Source organism: Streptomyces sp. NBC_01261 (genome assembly GCF_036226385.1).
Classification (GTDB): Bacteria; Actinomycetota; Actinomycetes; order Streptomycetales; family Streptomycetaceae; genus Streptomyces.
The window spans coordinates 1,957,393-1,976,701 of record NZ_CP108463.1 but is presented as its reverse complement, the minus strand read 5'-3'; the positions used below and the strand labels follow the sequence as shown (position 1 = coordinate 1,976,701).

Annotated in this window: 13 protein-coding genes; 9 read left to right on the top strand and 4 right to left on the bottom strand. The window is 68.9% G+C overall.

Annotated features, from left to right (window positions below; genetic code table 11):
* Nucleotides 1-4 precede the first annotated feature (4 nt).
* From OG226_RS08655 to OG226_RS08620, 8 genes are all read left to right on the top strand, one after another.
* Nucleotides 5-1,093 (top strand): quaternary amine ABC transporter ATP-binding protein, encoded by a 1,089-nt coding sequence (locus tag OG226_RS08655; protein WP_328676137.1) that lies wholly within the window; start codon nt 5-7, stop codon nt 1,091-1,093.
* Nucleotides 1,093-3,099 carry an ABC transporter permease gene (locus tag OG226_RS08650; protein ID WP_329348491.1) on the top strand — a complete coding sequence of 669 codons (2,007 nt, stop codon included), beginning with the start codon at nt 1,093-1,095 and terminating at the stop codon, nt 3,097-3,099. The genes OG226_RS08655 and OG226_RS08650 overlap by 1 nt, the downstream gene beginning before the upstream one ends.
* 14 nt (nt 3,100-3,113) lie before the next feature.
* On the top strand, nt 3,114-4,076 hold the full coding sequence (locus OG226_RS08645) for an ABC transporter substrate-binding protein (RefSeq protein WP_328676135.1): 963 nt from the start codon (nt 3,114-3,116) through the stop codon (nt 4,074-4,076).
* Between the two features lie 216 nt (nt 4,077-4,292).
* On the top strand, nt 4,293-6,731 hold the full coding sequence (locus OG226_RS08640) for a GcvT family protein (protein WP_329348490.1): 2,439 nt from the start codon (nt 4,293-4,295) through the stop codon (nt 6,729-6,731).
* 21 nt (nt 6,732-6,752) lie between these two features.
* Entirely contained in the window at nt 6,753-8,036 is a 1,284-nt protein-coding gene (gene glyA, locus OG226_RS08635) for a serine hydroxymethyltransferase (protein WP_329348489.1), read from the top strand.
* Complete coding sequence (locus tag OG226_RS08630) at nt 8,033-9,265, top strand: sarcosine oxidase subunit beta family protein (protein ID WP_328676132.1); 1,233 nt, start codon at nt 8,033-8,035, stop codon at nt 9,263-9,265. The genes glyA and OG226_RS08630 overlap by 4 nt, the downstream gene beginning before the upstream one ends.
* 11 nt (nt 9,266-9,276) lie before the next feature.
* On the top strand, nt 9,277-12,573 hold the full coding sequence (locus OG226_RS08625) for a sarcosine oxidase subunit delta family protein (RefSeq protein ID WP_329348487.1): 3,297 nt from the start codon (nt 9,277-9,279) through the stop codon (nt 12,571-12,573).
* Entirely contained in the window at nt 12,566-13,177 is a 612-nt protein-coding gene (locus OG226_RS08620; protein WP_329348485.1) for a sarcosine oxidase subunit gamma, read from the top strand. Before OG226_RS08625 ends, OG226_RS08620 begins: the two co-directional genes overlap by 8 nt.
* Nucleotides 13,178-13,254: 77 nt before the next feature.
* Here OG226_RS08620 and OG226_RS08615 read toward each other — a convergent pair whose 3' ends face one another.
* Nucleotides 13,255-14,715: an MFS transporter gene (locus OG226_RS08615; protein WP_329348484.1), complete on the bottom strand. Its 1,461-nt coding sequence runs from the start codon at nt 14,713-14,715 to the stop codon at nt 13,255-13,257.
* A 260-nt stretch (nt 14,716-14,975) separates the two neighbouring features.
* On the opposite strand from OG226_RS08615, the gene OG226_RS08610 reads away from it, so the two are divergent.
* Entirely contained in the window at nt 14,976-16,769 is a 1,794-nt protein-coding gene (locus OG226_RS08610) for a tannase/feruloyl esterase family alpha/beta hydrolase (protein ID WP_329348482.1), read from the top strand.
* A 66-nt stretch (nt 16,770-16,835) separates the two neighbouring features.
* Here OG226_RS08610 and OG226_RS08605 read toward each other — a convergent pair whose 3' ends face one another.
* The 3 genes from OG226_RS08605 to OG226_RS08595 all read right to left on the bottom strand — a co-directional run bounded on the left by OG226_RS08605 (nt 16,836) and on the right by OG226_RS08595 (nt 19,307).
* A complete protein-coding gene (locus OG226_RS08605) occupies nt 16,836-17,069 on the bottom strand; it encodes a hypothetical protein (RefSeq protein ID WP_329348481.1) in 234 nt (77 codons plus the stop codon).
* A gap of 546 nt (nt 17,070-17,615) precedes the next feature.
* Nucleotides 17,616-18,152: an NUDIX hydrolase family protein gene (locus OG226_RS08600; RefSeq protein ID WP_328676127.1), complete on the bottom strand. Its 537-nt coding sequence runs from the start codon at nt 18,150-18,152 to the stop codon at nt 17,616-17,618.
* A 15-nt stretch (nt 18,153-18,167) separates the two neighbouring features.
* Entirely contained in the window at nt 18,168-19,307 is a 1,140-nt protein-coding gene (locus OG226_RS08595; RefSeq protein ID WP_329348480.1) for an amidohydrolase family protein, read from the bottom strand.
* Nucleotides 19,308-19,309 lie beyond the last annotated feature (2 nt).

Genomic DNA, 19,309 nt, shown 5'->3' with positions numbered 1-19,309 from the left:
GATCGTGACCCCAGCACAGACCGAGGTGCCGCAGCGGCGCGGCACTCCCCAGGACTCGGCCCCCACCCCGGTCATATCCGTGCGCAAGCTGTGGAAGGTGTTCGGGCCGAAGGCGGAGCAGGTACCCGATTCCGAGGAACTGTGCGGGCTCACGCGCCGTGAGCTGATGGACCGCACCGGCTGCACCGCCGCCGTACGCGATGTGAACTTCGAGGTCTCGCCCGGCGAGGTCTTCGTCGTCATGGGGCTGTCCGGCTCCGGGAAGTCCACCCTGGTGCGATGTCTGACCCGGCTGATCGAACCCACCGCGGGCGAGATCGTCTTCGAGGGCGAGGACATCCGGGACGCGGACGCCAAGCGGCTGCGCGAACTGCGGCGCCGTAAGTTCTCCATGGTCTTCCAGCACTTCGGGCTGCTGCCGCACCGCCGGGTCGTCGACAACGTGTCGTTCGGCCTGGAGATCCGCGGCATGAGCAAGGCCGAACGCACCAAACGGGCCCTGGAGGTCGTCGAGTTGGTGGGACTCTCCGGGTACGAGAACTCCTACCCCGACCAGCTCTCCGGCGGCATGCAGCAACGCGTCGGTTTGGCAAGGGCGTTGGCCGGTGACCCGGACGTCCTCCTCTTCGACGAGCCGTTCTCCGCGCTCGACCCGCTGATCCGCCGCGACATGCAGAACGAGGTCATCCGGCTGCACCACGAGGTCGGCAAGACCATGGTGTTCATCACCCACGACCTGTCCGAGGCCCTCAAGCTGGGCGACCGCATCCTCATCATGCGCGACGGCAAGATGGTGCAGTGCGGTACCGGGGACGAGCTGGTGGGCGCCCCCGCCGACGACTACGTACGCGAGTTCGTGAAGGACGTGCCACGCGGTGACGTCCTCACCCTGCGCTGGATCATGCGCCCCGCCGTGGACGAAGACGCCCTGGACGGGCCCGAGTTGGGGCCGGACGTCGTCGTACGGGAAGCCACGCGCGCGGTGCTCGCGGCCGACAAGCCCGTCAAGGTCGTCGAGAACGGCAAGCTGCTCGGCATCGTCGGCGACGAGGAGATCCTCGCGGTCGTCGCCGGGCAGGAAGGCGACGCGTGATGACCGTCGCCGTGGAGAAACCGGAACCCGCGCAGCAAGTCGCGGACACCGCACCGGAGTTGAAGAACCCACGACGCAAGATCACCCGGCCCATGATGGTCGGCGCGATCGTCGTCGTATGGCTGGTGCTGTTCGCCGTGCTGCGCGGGAAGCAGACGCTGACGCTCGCGGCGGCCGATCTCACCGGGCTGCACCGCTGGTTCAACGACCTCAACGACTCGGTCGGCGCCAACCGCAACTCCAACCCGCTCTTCCTCTACTTCTTCAACGAGATCCGGCTGGTCATCGACAACCTGGTGACCTTCGTCCAGGACCTGATCTCGCAGCCGAGCGGCGACCGCCCGCTGCCGCAGATCGGCTGGCTCGGTGTCGTCGGCATCGCCGGCTTCGTGTCCTGGGCCGTGGGCAACTGGCGGGTCGCGCTGCTCGCCATGGCCGGCTTCGCCTTCTTCGGGCTGCAGGGGCTGTGGCAGGAGAGCATGGACACCCTGGCGCTCACCCTCTCCGCGGTCCTCGTCGCGCTGCTGTTCGCGATTCCGCTGGGGGTGTGGGCGGGGCTGTCCGACCGGTTCAACCGGATCATCACGCCCTTCCTCGACTTCATGCAGACGATGCCGACCTTCGTCTACCTGGCCCCGCTGACCCTGATCTTCCTCATCGGCCCGGCCTCCGCCGTCATCGCCACCGTGATCTACGCCGCCCCGCCCGCGATCCGTATCACCGCGCACGGCATCCGCTCCGTACCGGAGACGACCGTGGAAGCGGCCGATTCCATGGGGTCGACGCGCTGGCAGTCACTGCTCAAAGTGCTGCTGCCGATGGCCAAACGGACCGTGGTCATGGGCGTCAACCAGACCATCATGGCCGCCCTCGCCATGGTCACCATCGCGGCCCTGATCGACGCGCCCGGCCTCGGCAAGACCGTCATGCAGGCACTGCAGACGCTCGACGTCGGTACGGCCTTCAACGCCGGCCTGGCCATCGTGATCATGGCCATCGTCCTCGACCGGGTCACCACCGCGTCCAGCACACGTGCGGAGCAGGCGCGGAATTCGAGTGGCCGTCTCCTCAAGTGGCGCCGGCCGCTGCTCGGTTCGGGCGCGGTGGGCGTCGTGGTCCTGGTCTATCTCTCGCACACCTACCTGTGGGCGGCGCAGTTCCCCGGCGACGGCAGCACGGGCACCCACATCACGAGCGCCGCGAACAGCGTGACGACATGGGTGCAGGACAACCTGTCGGGCGTCACCAACGCCTTCCGCAACGCACTCACCAACGGCCTGCTCAACCCGTTCCAGTCGCTCCTCACCGACTCGCCGTGGTGGCTCGTCGGCGCGGCACTGGTCGGGATCGGTGTCGTGGTCGGCGGGTGGCGCTCCGGCGTCACAACTGCCGTCTGCGTGGGGCTGCTTGTGGGCACGGGCGTGTGGTCGGACGCCATGACGACACTCGCCTCGACCGTCGTGGCGACCGTGATCGTGATGGTGTTCGGCATCGCCTTCGGTGTGTGGATGGGACGCAGCGCGATGGTGGACCGGCTGCTGCGGCCCACGCTGGACGCGGCGCAGGTCATGCCGCCGTTCGTCTATCTCGTGCCGTTCCTCGCGCTGTTCGGGGCGACCCGCTTCACCGCGATCGTCGCCGCCGTCGTGTACGCCGTACCGGTCGCCATCAAGATCACCGCCGACGGGGTGCGGGCCGTGCCCGAGACCACCGTCGAGGCGGCCACCGCGGCCGGCTGCAACACCTGGCAGATCATCACCAAGGTTCAACTCCCGATGGCACGCAGCGCCTTGACCCTCGCGACCAACCAGGGCCTGATCTACGTGCTGTCGATGGTTGTTGTGGGCGGCCTGGTGGGAGCCGGCGCCCTCGGCTACGACGTCGTGGCCGGTTTCTCGCAGGGCGAGCTGTACGGCAAGGGGCTGGCGGCGGGGCTCGCCATCGTCCTGCTCGGAGTCATGTTCGACCGGATCACTCAGGCGGCCGCGCGCCGAACCAGCGCTTAAAGGAGCACGACACCATGGCAAGACACTGGCGAACCGGCGCGGCCGGCCTGGCCGTCCTCGGCCTCACCCTCACCGCGTGCGGCGGGGCGAAGGTCGGCGACACCTCCTCGGGATCGAGCAGCAGCTCGGGCAAGTGCGGCACCTTCAACCTCGCGGTCAACCCGTGGGTGGGCTACGAGGCGGACGCGGCGGTCGTCGCGTACGTCGCGCAGCACCAACTCGGCTGTACGGTCGAGAAGAAGGACCTCAAGGAAGAGATCGCCTGGCAGGGCTTCGGCACCGGCGAGGTCGACGCCGTCCTGGAGAACTGGGGCCACGACGACCTCAAGAAGAAGTACATCGCCGGCCAGAAGACCGCCGTCGAGGCCGGCCAGACCGGCAACAAGGGCATCATCGGCTGGTATGTGCCGCCGTGGCTGGCGAAGGCCCACCCGGACATCCTCAACTACAAGAACCTCGACAAGTACGCGTCCGAGTTCAAGACCTCCGAGTCGGGTGGCAAGGGCCAACTCCTCGATGGCGACCCGTCGTACGTCACCAACGACGCGGCCCTGGTGAAGAACCTGAAGCTCGACTTCAAGGTGGTGTACGCGGGCAGCGAGACCGCGCTCATCCAGGCCTTCCGCACCGCCGAGAAGAACAAGCAGTGGGTCATCGGCTACTTCTACGAGCCGCAGTGGTTCCTCTCCGAGGTCGCGCTCAAGAAGGTGTCGCTGCCCACGTACACGACGGGTTGTGACGCGGACGCGGCGAAGATCGCCTGCGACTATCCGGTCTACGACCTCGACAAGATCGTCAGCGCGAAGTTCGCCAAGTCGGGCAGCCCCGCCTACAACCTGGTGAAGAACTTCAACTGGACGAACGACGACCAGAACACCGTGGCCAAGTACATAGCGCAGGACAAGCTGTCCGACGACGCCGCGGCGAAGAAGTGGATCGACGCCAACCAGGCCAAGGTCGACGCCTGGCTCAAGTAGGCGGCGGACGAACCCGGTTGACCATGCCCGGTGGGCGGTGCGCGCAGGTGCGTACCGCCCGTCGGGCATTGCCGTGTTCAGGCCGGTGACAAGGGTGTCGTCCGACGTCATGGGACCCCTTGACACCCGCTCCTCGCGCCGGGCACATTGAGTTGCGCAACCTGAAGCATGTTGCGCAGACAGCAACCGGATTGCTTTCTAGCCGGAGGTGCGGCGATGGCGGGACCCCGAGTGGTCATCATCGGAGCGGGTGTCGTGGGGGCGGCGCTCGCGGACGAGATCTCCGCGCGAGGCTGGACCGAAGTGACCGTGGTCGACCAGGGCCCGCTGCCCGCCACCGGCGGCTCGTCCTCGCACGCCCCGGGGCTGGTCTTCCAGACCAACTCCTCCAAGACCATGACCGAGTTGGCCCGCTACACGGTCGAGAAGTTCTGCTCCCTCGACGTCGACGGCAAGCCCTGCTTCCTCCAGGTCGGCGGCCTCGAAGTCGCCACCACCCCCGAGCGCGTCGCCGAACTCCACCGCCGCCACGGCTGGATCACCGCCTGGGGCATCGAGGCCCGCCTGCTCACCCCCGAGGAGTGCGTCGAGCACCACCCGCTGGTGAACCCGGACCGAGTCCTCGGCGGCCTCCTGGTCCCCACCGACGGCCTCGCGAAAGCCGTCCTCGCCGTCGAGGCCCAGATCCGCCGGGCCACCGAGCGCGGCGTGACCTTCCTCGCCCGCCACGAGGTCCTGGACGTCCAGCAGGCCGACGGCCGTGTCACCGGTGTGCTCACCGACCAGGGCGAGATCCCCGCCGACATCGTCGTCTGCTGCGCCGGCATCTGGGGGCCGAGGATCGCCCGCATGGTCGGCATGAACCTCCCGCTGACCCCGCTGGGCCACCAGCTCGCCTGGACCGGTCCAGTATCCGCCCTCGCCGGCCAGACCGAGGAGGCCGTCCGCCCGATCCTGCGCCACCAGGACGCCGACCTCTACTACCGCGACCGCTACGACGCCATCGGCATCGGCTACTACGGCCACCGCCCGATGCCCATCTCCGCCGACGACATCCTCTCGGTCGGCGAGGCCGACGACATGCCCTCCGTCCTCACGTTCACCGAGGACGACTTCGCGCCCGCCTGGACGGAGACGCAGTCCCTGCTCCCCGCGACGAAGGACGCGAAGGTCGAGGAGGGCATCAACGGCCTCTTCTCCTTCACCACCGACAACTTCCCGCTCCTCGGGGAGAGTTCGGAGGTCAAGGGCTTCTGGGTCGCCGAGGCGGTCTGGGTCACGCACTCGGCGGGCGTCGGCCGCGCGATGGCCGAGTGGCTGGTCGACGGCTACTGCTCGTCCTTCGACCTCCACGAGTGCGACGTCAACCGCTTCGAACAGCACCAACTCGCCCCGGAATACGTCCTGGCCCGCGACTGCCAGAACTTCGTCGAGGTCTACGACATCCTCCACCCCCTCCAGCCGTCCGGTAAGCCGCGCCCGATCCGCACCAGCCCTTTCCACACCCGCCAGCAGGAACACGGCGCGGTCTTCCTGGAGGCGAACGGCTGGGAGCGCCCGCAGTGGTACGAGGCCAACTCGGCCCTGCTGGACGGCCGTTCGATCCCCACCCCGAACGACTGGGCGGCCCAGTACTGGTCGCCCATCGTCGGCGCCGAGGCACAGGCCACCCGCGAGACCGTCGCGATGTACGACATGACGGCCCTCAAACGCCTGGAGGTCACCGGCCCCGGCGCCGCCGACCTGCTGGAGGGCCTGGTCACCGGCAAGGTCGCCAAGTCGGTCGGCTCGGTGACGTACACCCTCCTGCTGGACGAGGACGGCGGCATCCGCAGCGACATCACCGTCGCCCGCCTGGCCCGCGACCGCTTCCAGGTCGGCGCCAACGGCAACCTCGACCTCGACTGGTTCACCCGCCGGCTCCCGGCCGATGGAACGGTCCAGGTCCGCGACATCACCCCCGGCACCTGCTGCATCGGTCTGTGGGGCCCACTGGCCCGCAAGGTCCTCCAGCCCCTGACGGACGAGGACTTCACGAACGAGGGCCTCAAATACTTCCGCGCCAAAAATGCCTACATTGGAACGGTCCCGGTCACCGCCATGCGCCTGTCCTACGTCGGCGAACTCGGCTGGGAGCTGTACACGACCGCCGATCAGGGCCAGAAGCTCTGGGACATCCTGTGGCAGGCGGCGAGGCCCCTCGGCGGTGTCATCGCGGGCCGCGGGGCCTTCAACAGCCTCCGCCTGGAGAAGGGTTACCGCTCCTTCGGCACCGACATGACCTATGAGCACGACCCCTACGAGGCCGGCGTCGGCTTCGCCGTCAAACTCGACAAGGGCGACTTCATCGGCAAGGCGGCACTGGAACGCCGAAAGACCGACGTACAAAGGCAGTTGACCTGCCTCACCATCGACGACCCGCACTCCGTCGTCATGGGCAAGGAACCGGTCTACGACGGCGAGCGCGCCGTCGGCTACGTCACCAGCGCCGCCTACGGCTACACGATCGGCAAGGGCATCGCGTACGCCTGGCTGCCGTCCGAACTCGCCACCCCCGGCACCACGTTGCACATCGGTTACTTCGACGAGCGCGTCGAGGCGGTCGTCGCCGAGGAGCCGTTGTTCGACCCGACGATGTCCCGCCTCCGCGGCTAGCCGGAAGGACGCGAACTCTCCATGAACGCGCTGAACACCCCCTTGTCGGAACTGGATCCCGAGGTCCACGCCGCGCTCCGCGCCGAACTGCACCGCCAGCAGTCCACGTTGGAGATGATCGCCTCCGAGAACTTCGCGCCCGCCGCGGTGCTGGAGGCGCAGGGCTCGGTCCTCACCAACAAGTACGCGGAGGGCTACCCCGGCCGCCGCTACTACGGCGGCTGCGAACACGTCGACGTCACCGAGCGGTTGGCGATCGAGCGGGTCAAGTCCCTCTTCGGCGCGGGCTTCGCGAACGTCCAGCCGCACTCCGGAGCACAGGCCAACACGGCGGTGTTCTTCGCCCTGTTGAAACCCGGCGACACGATCCTCGGCCTCGATCTCGCCCACGGCGGCCACCTCACCCACGGAATGCGCCTCAACTACAGCGGCAAGATGCTGAACGTGGTGCCCTACCACGTCTCCGAGACCGACAACCTGGTCGACATGGACGAGGTGGAACGCCTCGCCAAGGAACACGGCCCCAAGATGATCATCGCGGGATGGTCGGCGTATCCACGGCAGTTGGACTTCGCGGAGTTCCGGCGGATCGCCGACGAGGTGGGCGCCCTGCTGATGGTCGACATGGCGCACTTTGCGGGCCTGGTAGCCGCCGGGCTCCACCCGAACCCGGTCCCGCACGCACACGTGACCACGACGACGACACACAAGACCCTCGGTGGCCCGCGCGGCGGAGTCATCCTCACCAACGAGGCCGACCTCGCCAAGAAGATCAACTCGGCGGTGTTTCCCGGCCTGCAGGGCGGCCCGCTGGAGCACGTCATCGCCGCGAAGGCGGTGTCGTTCAAGGTCGCGGCGTCCCCGGAGTTCGCGGAACGCCAGTCCCGCACACTGGCCGGCTCCCGCATCCTCGCGGAGCGCCTCACCCGGGCCGATGTGGCCGCGACCGGCGTGAAGGTCCTGACCGGGGGCACGGACGTGCACCTGGTCCTGGTGGACCTGCGCGACTCGGAGTTGGACGGCAGGCAGGCGGAAGACCTCCTCCACGAGATCGGCATCACCGTCAACCGCAACGCCGTGCCTTTCGACCCACGCCCGCCCATGGTCACGTCGGGCCTGCGCATCGGCACACCGGCGCTGGCCACACGCGGCTTCATGGAGGAGGACTTCGCCGAGGTCTCCGACGTGATCGCGCTGGCCCTCCAACCGGCCCCGGATATCGGTGACTTGCGCGCCCGCACGGAGGCACTGGCGGCGAAACACCCGCTCTACCCGCACCTGTCCGAGGAGGACGCCCCCCGATGACCCCCCGCACCCCGGGCGCAGACCTCCCCGAACACCCCGACCGGCTCTGGCGCACACCGGAGCCGAAACGCTCGTACGACGTAGTCATCGTCGGTGGGGGCGGCCACGGCCTGGCCACCGCCCACTACTTGGCGAAGAACCACGGCATCACCAACGTCGCGGTCCTGGAGAAGGGGTGGCTGGCGGGCGGCAACATGGCCCGCAACACCACGATCATCCGCTCCAACTACCTCTGGGACGAGAGCGCGGGCATCTACGAACACGCGCTCAAACTCTGGGAGGGCCTGGAGGAGGAGCTGGACTACCCGATCCTCTTCTCCCAGCGCGGAGTCCTCAACCTCGCCCACAGCCTCCAGGACGTCCGCGACAGCGTGCGCCGCGTAGAGGCGAACCGCCTCAACGGCGTGGACGCGGAATGGCTCGACGAACGGCAGGTCAAGGAGGTCTGCCCGATCGTCAACACCTCACCGGACGTGCGCTATCCGGTGATGGGCGGCACCTACCAACCTCGTGCCGGCATCGCCAAACACGACCACGTGGCGTGGGGCCTGGCCCGCTCCGCCGACGCGGCAGGCATCGACCTCATCCAGAACTGCGAGGTGACGGGCCTGGACATGGTCGACGGCAGGGTGGTGGGCGTACAGACCACACTCGGCCCGATATCGGCGGGCAAGGTCGCACTCTGCTCGGCAGGCCACACGTCGGTCCTGGCGGCCATGGCGGGCATCCAACTCCCCCTCCAGAGCCACCCGTTGCAAGCACTGGTGTCGGAGCTGCTGGAACCGGTCCACCCCACGGTGGTCATGTCCAACGCGGTCCACGTGTACGTAAGTCAGGCGCACAAGGGCGAGTTGGTGATGGGCGCGGGCATCGACTCGTACAACTCCTACACCCAGCGCGGCGCGTTCCACATCATCGAGGAACAGATGGCGGCGGCCCTGGAACTCTTCCCGGTCTTCGCCCGCGCGCATGTACTGCGCACCTGGGGCGGCATCGTGGACGTCACCCCGGACGCCTCACCGATCGTGGGCCTGACTCCGGTGGACAACCTGTACCTCAACTGCGGCTGGGGAACCGGCGGTTTCAAGGCCACCCCGGGCGTCGGCTGGGTCTACGCCCACACCATCGCCCACGACACCCCTCACCACCTCAACGCCCCCTTCTCGCTCGACCGTTTCACCACCGGCGCGCTCGTCGACGAGCACGGCGCCGCCGCGGTGGCCCACTAGGGAGCCCAACCATGCTGCTGATCCCCTGCCCCTGGTGCGGGCCCCGCGACGAAGCCGAGTACCACTACGGCGGCCAGGCCCACGTCGCCTATCCGGAGACCCCGGCCGACCTGACCGACGAGGAGTGGGCCCGCTACCTGTTCTTCCGCGACAACCCCAAGGGCCCCTTCGCGGAACGGTGGAACCACGCGGCGGGGTGCCGCAAGTGGTTCAACGCGGTACGTGACACGGCGACGAACGAGATTCTGGAGGTGTACCGGGCGGGGGAGGAGCGGCCGACGCTGAGTGAAGCCCGTCCGGCGTCCACTCTTCAGCGTGGGCCCGCAATCCCAGCCCGTCCGGCGTCTGAGGACGAGGCCCTTTCGGGGCCGACGGGGGTCCGGGGGGCGGAGCCCCCTGGGAACGGGGTCGAAGGGGCAGAGCCCCTGGATGATGGGACGGGTAGGGGCGGCGGGGGTGCTGCATCCGTCAGCGGCTCTGCCGCGGGCCGTCCGTTCCGCCACCCCACCCGCGGCCGAATCCACCGGGACACCCCCCTCACCTTCACCTTCGACGGCACCGAATACCAGGGCTGCAAAGGCGACACCCTCGCCTCCGCCCTCCTCGCCAACGGCATCATCCAAACCGGCACCAGCATCAAACTCGGCCGCCCCCGAGGCATTTTCACCGCCGGAGTGGAAGAACCCAACGCCGTCATCCAGATCGAGGCCCCCTTCCCCGAGCCGATGCTCCCCGCGACAACGGTCGAGTTGTACGACGGCCTGGTAGCGACCAGCCTCCCCGGCCAGGGCCGCCTCGCCACAGAACCGGACCCCGCCCGCTACGACGCGGTCCACGCCCACTGCGACCTGCTCGTCGTAGGCGCAGGCCCAGCCGGCCTCGCAGCCGCCGCGGCCGCCGCCCGCACCGGAGCCCGCGTCATCCTCGCCGACGACCGCCCCGAACTGGGCGGCAGCCTCCTGGACACAGCCCAACACCTCGACTGGGTAGCCGAGTTGAGCGAAACCCTCACCACCGCCGCCGAGGTCCGCGTCCTCCGCCGCACCACCGTCTTCGGCCACTACGACGACAACCACCTGCTGGCCGTGGAACGCCGCACCAACCACCTGGGCGCAGCAGCCCCCACCCACGTCTCCCGAGAACGCGTCTGGCGCATCCGAGCCCGCCGAGTGGTCCTGGCGACCGGCGCCCACGAACGCTCCCTCGCCTTCCCGGACAACGACCGCCCCGGGGTCATGCTCGCCGCCTCGGCCCGCGCGTACGTCAACCGCCACGGTGTCCTCCCTGGCCGCAGTGCCGTCGTCTTCACCACCAACGACAGCGCGTACGCAGCCGCGTTGGACCTGGCGTCGGCAGGCGTGAAGGTCGAGGCGATCGTGGACACCCGTCCGTCCGGGCCGGAGGAGTGGGCAAGTCGAGCCCGAGAGGCCGGCATCGAGGTACTGCTCGGACACGCGGTCGTAGGCACCGAGGGCGCCCCACGCCTGACCGCAGTGACGGTCGCCCCGTACGGCGAAACCACAGACAGGCCAAGGCGGTTCACCACAGACCTCCTCCTGGTCTCCGGCGGCTGGAACCCGGTCGCCCACCTCTTCAGCCAGGCAGGCGGCAAACTCCGCTACGACGACACCCTCGGCACCTTCGTCCCCGACACCTGCCGCCAGCTGGTGGAGGTCGCGGGCAGCGCGAACGGCGAACTCGATCTGGCCGGAGTCCTGTCGCAGGGCGCAGCCGCGGGCACCCGAGCGATAGAGGCAGAGGGCTACACAGCCGAAAGGCCTTCCCTGCCCCAGGCGACCACAGAACCCCACACCCCCGCCATGCAGGTCTTCGTCGTCCCCGGCCCCACCGAAGCCCCCCGCTTCGTAGACCTCCAACGAGACGTCACCGTCGCCGACTTGACCCGAGCCACCACCGCCGGCCTCAACTCGGTCGAACACACCAAGCGCTACACGACGGCCGGCACGGCCAACGACCAGGGCAAGACCTCAGGGGTCCTGGCCAGCGGGGTGGTGGCCGAACTCCTAGGTGTGGACGTGTCGTTGCTCGGCACGACAACATTCCGTCCGCCCTACACGCCCGTCTCCTTCGCCACCCTCGCCGGCCGCGACCGGGGCGCGCTGCACGACCCGATCCGTACGACCGCCCTGCACGACTGGCACGTCATGCAAGGCGCGTTGTTCGAGAACGTCGGCCAGTGGAAGCGGCCTTGGTACTACCCGCGCGACGGCGAGGACATGGGGACCGCCGTCCTGCGCGAGTGCGCGGCGGCCCGCGAGGGTGTCGCCTTCATGGACGGCTCCACCCTCGGCAAGATCGACGTACAGGGCCCGGACGCGCCCGTCTTCCTCGACCGGCTCTACACCAACATGATGAGCAACCTGAAGGTCGGCATGATCCGTTACGGCGTCATGTGCCGCCCGGACGGCATGGTCTTCGACGACGGCACGGCCATCCGCCTCGCACCGGACCGCTACCTGGTCACCACGACCACGGGCAACGCCGCCGCCGTACTGGACTGGATGGAGGAGTGGCACCAGACCGAGTGGCCCGAACTCCGCGTGCACTGCGCCTCGGTGACCGAACAGTGGGCCACCGTCGCCCTGGTCGGCCCCCGCTCCCGCGAGGTGCTCGGCTCACTCGCGCCTCAACTCGCGGTAGGCAACGACGACTTCCCGTTCATGGCCTGGCGGGACACGACCGTCGCCGGCATCGAGGCCAGGGTGTGCCGGATCAGTTTCTCCGGTGAACTCGCCTACGAGATCAACGTGTCACCGTGGGAGGCCCTCGCCCTGTGGGAGGCGCTGTACGAGGCCGGTGCCCCCTTCGGCATCACCCCGTACGGCACCGAGACCATGCACGTCCTGCGTGCCGAGAAGGGCTACCCGATCATCGGCCAGGACACCGACGGCACGGTAACTCCGCAGGATCTCGGCATGAGTTGGGCGGTCTCGAAGAAGAAGCCCGACTTCGTCGGCAAGCGTTCCTTCGCCCGCGCCGACGCCGTCCGCCCCGACCGTAAACACCTCGTCGGCCTCCTCCCCGAGGACCCCGCCGTGTTCCTCCCCGAGGGCACCCAACTGATCACGGACAGCGTGCTCCCGGCCCCGCCCGTCCCGATGCTCGGCCACGTCACCTCCAGCTATCGCAGCGCGGCCCTGGGCCGCACCTTCGCCCTGGCTCTCGTCAAGGGCGGCCGCGACCGCATCGGCGAACGCCTCTACGCCCCCGTGGGCGACCAGTTGATCCCGGTCACCGTCGCAAGCCCCGTCCTCTACGACCCCGAGGGAGCCCGCCGCGATGGCTGACACCGCCCTTTCCGTCCCGCGCCGCAGCCCCCTCGCGGGCGCCGCCGGCCGACTGGCGGCCACGACCCGTTCCTCCGGCGGTACGGTCCGGCTGGCCGAACTGCCCTTCCTGGCCCAGGTGAACCTCCGGCTCGACGCGAAGGGCGCGGCGGCGGACGCCGTAGGACTCGCGCTCGGTCTGTCTCTGCCCCTTGAGCCCAACACGGTGGTGCGGGCGGGGGAGTTGACCGTGCTGTGGCTCGGTCCGGACGAGTGGCTGGTGGTCGGGCCGCCGGACGCCCAACGGGACGTGGAGAGTCGGATCCGGGTGGCGGCCGGTGACGAACACATCGCCGTCACCGATGTCTCCGCCCAGCGCACCACCCTCCTCGTCTCCGGCGCCCGCGCCCGTGAACTGCTCGCCCACGGCTGCCCGTTGGACCTGCACCCGCGTGCCTTCGGCCCCGGACGCTGCGCCCAGACCACGCTGGCCCGCGCGCAGGTCGTCCTGGTCGCACGCGACGAACCCGCGGCCGGATTCTGGGTGTTGGTCCGCTCGTCCTTCGCCGGGTATCTGACGGACTGGGTGCTGGACGCGGCGGCGGAGTACGTGCGGAACGACTGAAACGGCCGTACGCCGAAGGCCGTTCGCCCGTCACCGGGAGAACGGCCTTCCGCATGTCAGCGGTTGTGCCGGTGGTGTCAGGCGACGGCCTGCCCGACCTCCACCTCGTCGAGGCGCTTGCTCTTGGGGATCAGAGCGACGAGCACCGCGCCCACGGCGACGCAACCGACCACCAGCCAGAGCCCGTTGGTGAAGCCGGCGTCGAGGTAGAACTGGGTGCCCTTGAGGACCGCCCCGTGCTGCGCCATCACGACGAAGGCCAGCTGGGAGACGACGATCTGGGCGACGCCCTGGCCGAGGGTCTGGACGCCGTTGGCGAGTGCCTGTTCCTCGGGGGTGACCACCTCGATGATCATGATGGGCACGATCGCCATCACGATGCCCGTGCCCAGCCCCGCGATCACGCCCATTTCGATGATCTGCGGGGCGCTGTGGTGCAGATGGGTGCCGATGCCGTAGCCGAGGACCGCGAGCGCGGCGCCGGTGCCGAGGAGGATGCGGGCGTCCACCCGGCGGGAGATGAGACCGGTGCCGACGGCCCCCGCGATGATCATGGCGCTGATCGGGCTGGTGACGATGGCGTTGTGGGTTCCGGACCAGCCCAGACCCGCGGAGATGGTGGGGATGCTCGGCATCAGGATCAGGAGCTGGATCACCACGCCGACGGCGCTGAGCGAGCCCGCCGCGATGGACGTGGCCAGCAGGACCGTCCACACCGGCCGACGCCGGGTCATGGAGAGCGGGAACAGGGGTTCGGCGACTCGGCGCTCCACGAAGACGAAGACGATCAGCACGATCGCCGCACCTACGACGTAGCCGATGAACTTGGCGCTGCCCCAGCCCCAGTCCGTGCCCTGGCCGACGGCGTACACGATCGCCGTGACCCCGCCGCCGAGGAGGATTCCGCCGACCCAGTCCATCCGGCTGGCCGCCGCACGGATCGGGCTCTCCGGCACGAAGGCCGCCACCAGGGCGAAGCTGACGGCGGTGCTGATGGCCATGAACCACAGGACGCCGCGGAAGCCGTAGTCGTCCAGCAGCCAGCCGGACAGGAACGGCCCGCCGAACGCGACGAGTCCGACACCGCCGGCCAGGATTCCGCTGGCGACTCCGACCCACTTACGGGGGAACACGTCGCGGGTGATGGCGTAGGCGAGCGGCGCGCTGGCAGCGTAGATGCCGGCGATGCCGCGGCCGACCAGCAGGGTGCGGTAGTCGGTGGCGACGGCGGCGACGAGGTCGCCCACGAAGCCGAGTCCGATGGCGACGAGCAGGACGCGCTTCTTGCCGAAGATGGCCGCGGCTTTGACCACGAACGGCAGGAAGAACGTCCCGGTCAGCAGGGTCATCAGGGTGAACCACGCGATCTGGGTGGTCCTGAAGTGGATCGCGACGTCGGCCTGCGCGATGCCGGACAACGCGGCGATGAGCGCGACCAGTTGGACGGTCCACACGAGGGCGATGATGACGAGGGCATTGCGTGTGGCAGAGGGCGGTCTTTCGTCTGCCGGCGGGGGAACGAGCTGGGTCTGGGACATCGGCGGCCTTCCGTAAGCGAGCGGAGCGAAGGTCCAGAGAGCCGATAAATTAGACCTAACGGTCGGTACAATCAATGAGTTGCGCAGAAAGAAAGCCAACGTTGTGGTGAGCGTCGGCTCCGGGCCTGGTCAGCGACGTCGTGCCAAACCTTCGACCAAAGTGTTAACAATAGAGTCGACGCTATTGCTCACGAATCGCTGAAGGGCTACGTTCCTCGCCGTACACGCCCCCGATCCGGCGATCGAACGGAGTGCCCGGCATGCCCAAGCTGTTGAGATGGCGTCGGTGGAATGCGACCACTTTCCTGGCCACCCTCGCCGCGGCCGTCGCGCTGGTGACCGGCGCGAGCGTGGCGCTGGCCAACGGCGCGACCGGTACGACGGGCACGACCGGGAGCACGCAGTCCGCGAACTCGGCCTCGGCGAAGGCTGTTTCGGCGAACACCACGACTTCGGGCATCGCACCAGCCGTCCCATGCTCCTCCGTCGCCCAACTCGACCTGGCCGCCGCTGTCCCCGGCGTTCCCTTCGAGATCACCTCGGCGACCGAACTCGCAGCGAGCGCCAACACCCTGGGAAACTGGGCCGCTTGTGACGTCAAGGGCGTCATCGCCCCGCAACTCCACTTCGAGATCAAACTCCCCGAGACCGGCTGGCAGGCCAACTACCTCCAGGTGGGCTGCGGCGGCCTCTGCGGCAACACCAGCGTCACCAGCGCCCCCGCCTCGACCGGCTGCGTCCCGCTGACCACCGGCGCGTTCGCCGTCGCCTCCAGCGACGAGGGTCACTACCAGGGCGGCGGCCTCTTCTCCACCGACCCGACCCTGCGCGCCGACTTCGGTTACAAGTCCGACCACGAACTGGTCCAGGCGGCCAAGGCCGTCATCAAGCGGTACTACGGCCAGGCGGCCACCCACTCCTACTTCGACGGCTGCTCCCAGGGCGGCCACCAGGCCCTCACCGAGGCCCAGCGCTACCCGACCGACTTCGACGGCATCATCGCCGGCGCCCCGGCCAACAACTTCACCGCGCTGAACACCTTTTCGCACGCCTGGACCGCCCAGTCCGTGTACCTGAACGGCGGCCCGGCGACGATCACCAACGCCGACCTCGCGGACCTCCACAAGGCAGTCCTCAAGGGCTGCGGCGCCCCAGCCGACGGCATCATCGCCGACCCGCTGAGCTGCACCTGGGACCCCGGCACCATCCAGTGCGGGACAGGCCAGACCTCGACGTCCGACGTGTACTGCCTGACCGCCGACCAGGTCACCACCCTGCGCCGCATCTACGCCGGACCCACCGACGAACACGGCCAACTCCTCTACCCCGGCTACCAGTTGCGCGGCTCCGAGCTGAACTGGGCCGGCATCATCACCCCGGCCACCGCCACCGGCGCCAGCGGCGACATCAGCTTCGTCCGCGAGACCCTGCGCTACCAGATCTTCGACAGCCCGCAGCCGACACTGACGTACAAGGACATCAAGTTCACGGCCGTCTCCTACAAGAAGGTCATGCGGCTGGGCGAGGGCATGTACGACGCCACCGACCCCGACCTCACCGCCTTCAAGAAGGCCGGCGGCAAACTGATCCTCTGGCACGGCCTCGGCGACCAGCACATCCCCGCCGTAGGAACGATGGCCTACTACAAGGCAGTTGAGAAGGTCATGGGCGGCGAGACACCCACCAAGACCTTCGCCCGCCTCTTCCTGCTCCCCGGCGTCGCACACTGCGGCGGCGGCCAGGGCCCGGACACCTTCGACGCACTGACCGCGATCACCGACTGGGTCACCAAGGACGACGCCCCAACAAGCCTGACGACAAGGTCGGTCGACAGCACCGGCAACACCACCGCCTCCCGCCCGGTCTACCCCTTCCCGTACTACGCCAAGAACACCACCGGCGGCCCGACCACCGACGCGAGCAGCTACACCCCGGTCAAGTCCACCGCCGAGGCCACCCTGAAGCTCGACCGGCTCGGCTCCTTCCGCTCCGGTTACGAGACGGCCGGGAACTGGGTGGGCGGCAAGTGGGTCGTCACCAAGGGCAAGAACTGACCTACGGCGAGGGCCGATTGAGACGGCGTGGGCTCCGGTTCCGAGCCGGGGCCGCGTCGCCGGGGATCAGGGTTCCCGCAGCAACTCCACGAGCCGCGCGGTGACGATCTCCGCCGCGCCCTTCGCATACCGGGAGTTCGTCGCTTCGTAGGTGATCCGGTCGTAACTCCCGGCGTCCGCCATGTACTTGGCCACCGTGGCGTCGCCGTAGTCGAAGGCCAGGGGAGTTGTCCGGTACGCGTGCCCGACCCTCTTCGCGATCTCCTGGATCCACGTCCCGTTCTGGCTGCTGATCGTCAACTCCCTCAAGACGGAGGGTGATGCGAGCGTCCTGCCGATGAGCTGGCCCGAACACGTGAGCGCCGGGGCGAATTACCACACCGTGATGGACAAGGGCTCGTACCTCACGGGCCAGCGCAACAGCGCGCTGCTGGCCGTCCCGGCGATCATCCCGACGATCTACGACCCTACCCAGCTCGGCCTCAACGGATCGCGTCTCGGCTACCTGCTGGTGATCGCCGGCACCCGGCTCGGTATGGTGATCTTCCTCGCCGCCGTCGTGCTGCCCGTGCTCACCCCGGTGCTCTTCACCGGCGCGGTCATGCTGATCATCTCGGTCCGGAACGACTTCTGCTTCGCCCTGTTCCTGCTGCGCGGCTCCCAAGCGGCCACGCTGCCACTGACGTTGTACTCCTTCGCCTCCTCGTCCACGCACGGTGTCAGCTGGAACCTGGTGTTCGCCCACGTGGTGCTGACCAGCCTGCCGCTCGTCCTCGTCTGCCTCGTCCTCCAGCGCCGCGTCCTCGCGGGCCTCACGGAAGGAGGTTCACGGGCTGAGCGCCCCCATCAGGACACACAACCCACGTGCGCCAGCGCCTGCTTGAGCAACACCCCGTGGCCGCCCGGCATTTCGCTCCGCAGCGCCTCCGAGGCGGCTTCCTCCGGGCTGAACCAGACGAGGTCGAGAGCGTCCTGCCGGGGCCGGCAGTCACCGGTGACCGGCACGACGTAGGCGAGGGACACCGCGTGCTGGCGGGGGTCGTGGTACGGCGTGACGCCGTGCGTCGGGAAGTACTCGGCGACGGTGAACGGCTGCAGCGAGGCCGGGATCCGGGGCAGCGCGACCGGGCCGAGGTCCTTCTCCAGGTTCCGCAGGAGGGCGTCGCGGACCCGCTCGTGATGCAACACGCGGCCGGAGACGAGGGTGCGGTTGACGGTGCCGTCGGGGCCGATGCGCAGCAGCAGGCCGATGCTGGTCACCTCCCCGTTGTCGTCGACGCGGACGGGCACCGCTTCGACGTAGAGGATCGGCATGCGGGCGCGTGCCTGTTCGAGGTCGTCGGCGGACAGCCAACCGGGCGTGGTATCGGTCATGTCAGACATTGCTTGATCATACTTTCAGTGTCCGTCGGATAGCCGGTAGACCCGGCGGGCGTTGTCGGCCCCCGCCCAGCGTGCCAGTCGCAGCGCGTCGGGCAGGCCCAGTTCGTCGGCGTCCACCCGGTCCTGGAGCAGATCCCCAAGACCCCGGCGGAACGCCAGTGCTCCGAGCCCATGGAACTCCGCAAGACCATAGGCGTCAGAGCTGTACAAAAGTTTGCGGAACGGTGTGATCTCCATCGCCTCCGCCAGCACCGCCCGCGCCCGGACCGGTCCAACATGGTGCAGGGTGAGCCCCACGTCCAGGTACACCTGTTCGAAGACGGCCGACAGGTAGCCGGCCTGACGCTGATACGGCCAGCAGTGCAGAAGCAGCACTGGGATCGTCCCGGCGGTCAGGTGCAGCCAGTCCGTGAGCAGGGCGGGGTCCGTGCGGTGCAGCCGGATGTCGTTGTCGCCGAACCCCGTGTGGAGCTGGAGCGGAAGCCCCAGGTCGACCGCGGTCCACAGCAACTGCCGTACCAGGACCGGGTCTTCGAGCCGCCCGCCACGGTCCAGCCAGACGCGGGCCGCCGCGGTCACCTCCGCCTCCGACGGCCTGGCCGGGTCGAGATCGAATCCCGTCCGGTACGCGGCCACCGACTTCACCGCCACCACCCCCGGCCGTCGCACCGCGTCCAGCGCGGCGGCCCGGAACGCGTCGGCGTACCCGTCCGGTTCGACGCCCCGCGCGGCGACGGACTCCGCGACGGCTTCGAGTCGTACGACCTCATGCGCTACGGCGCCCGCCGCCTCCGCGAGTTCGGTGGGCGAGGTGACGCGGTGCGGCGCGAACCCCGTGTCGACGCAGAAGACGCCGGTGCCCGCGGCGGCGAGGAAGCGCCGGTTGACCTCGTCCGAGCCCAACTCGGCACGCCGGGCCAGGTATTCGTCGGCGGGCGCGTGCCGCTCCAGGTCCAACACCGGTGCGCAGTAACGGCGTACGGCGATCCCGACCGGGCTGTCGAAGGGCGAGATCCCGCTGCCGGGCCAGACGTCGCCCTCGGTGAGCAGCGACTCGAAGGCCGCCCGGTCCAGCTCCTCGGTGACGACTCCGTGGCAGTGCTGGTCCACCAACTCCAGCGCGGCGAGTGCCTCGTGGACCGGTCCAGTGGCCATCG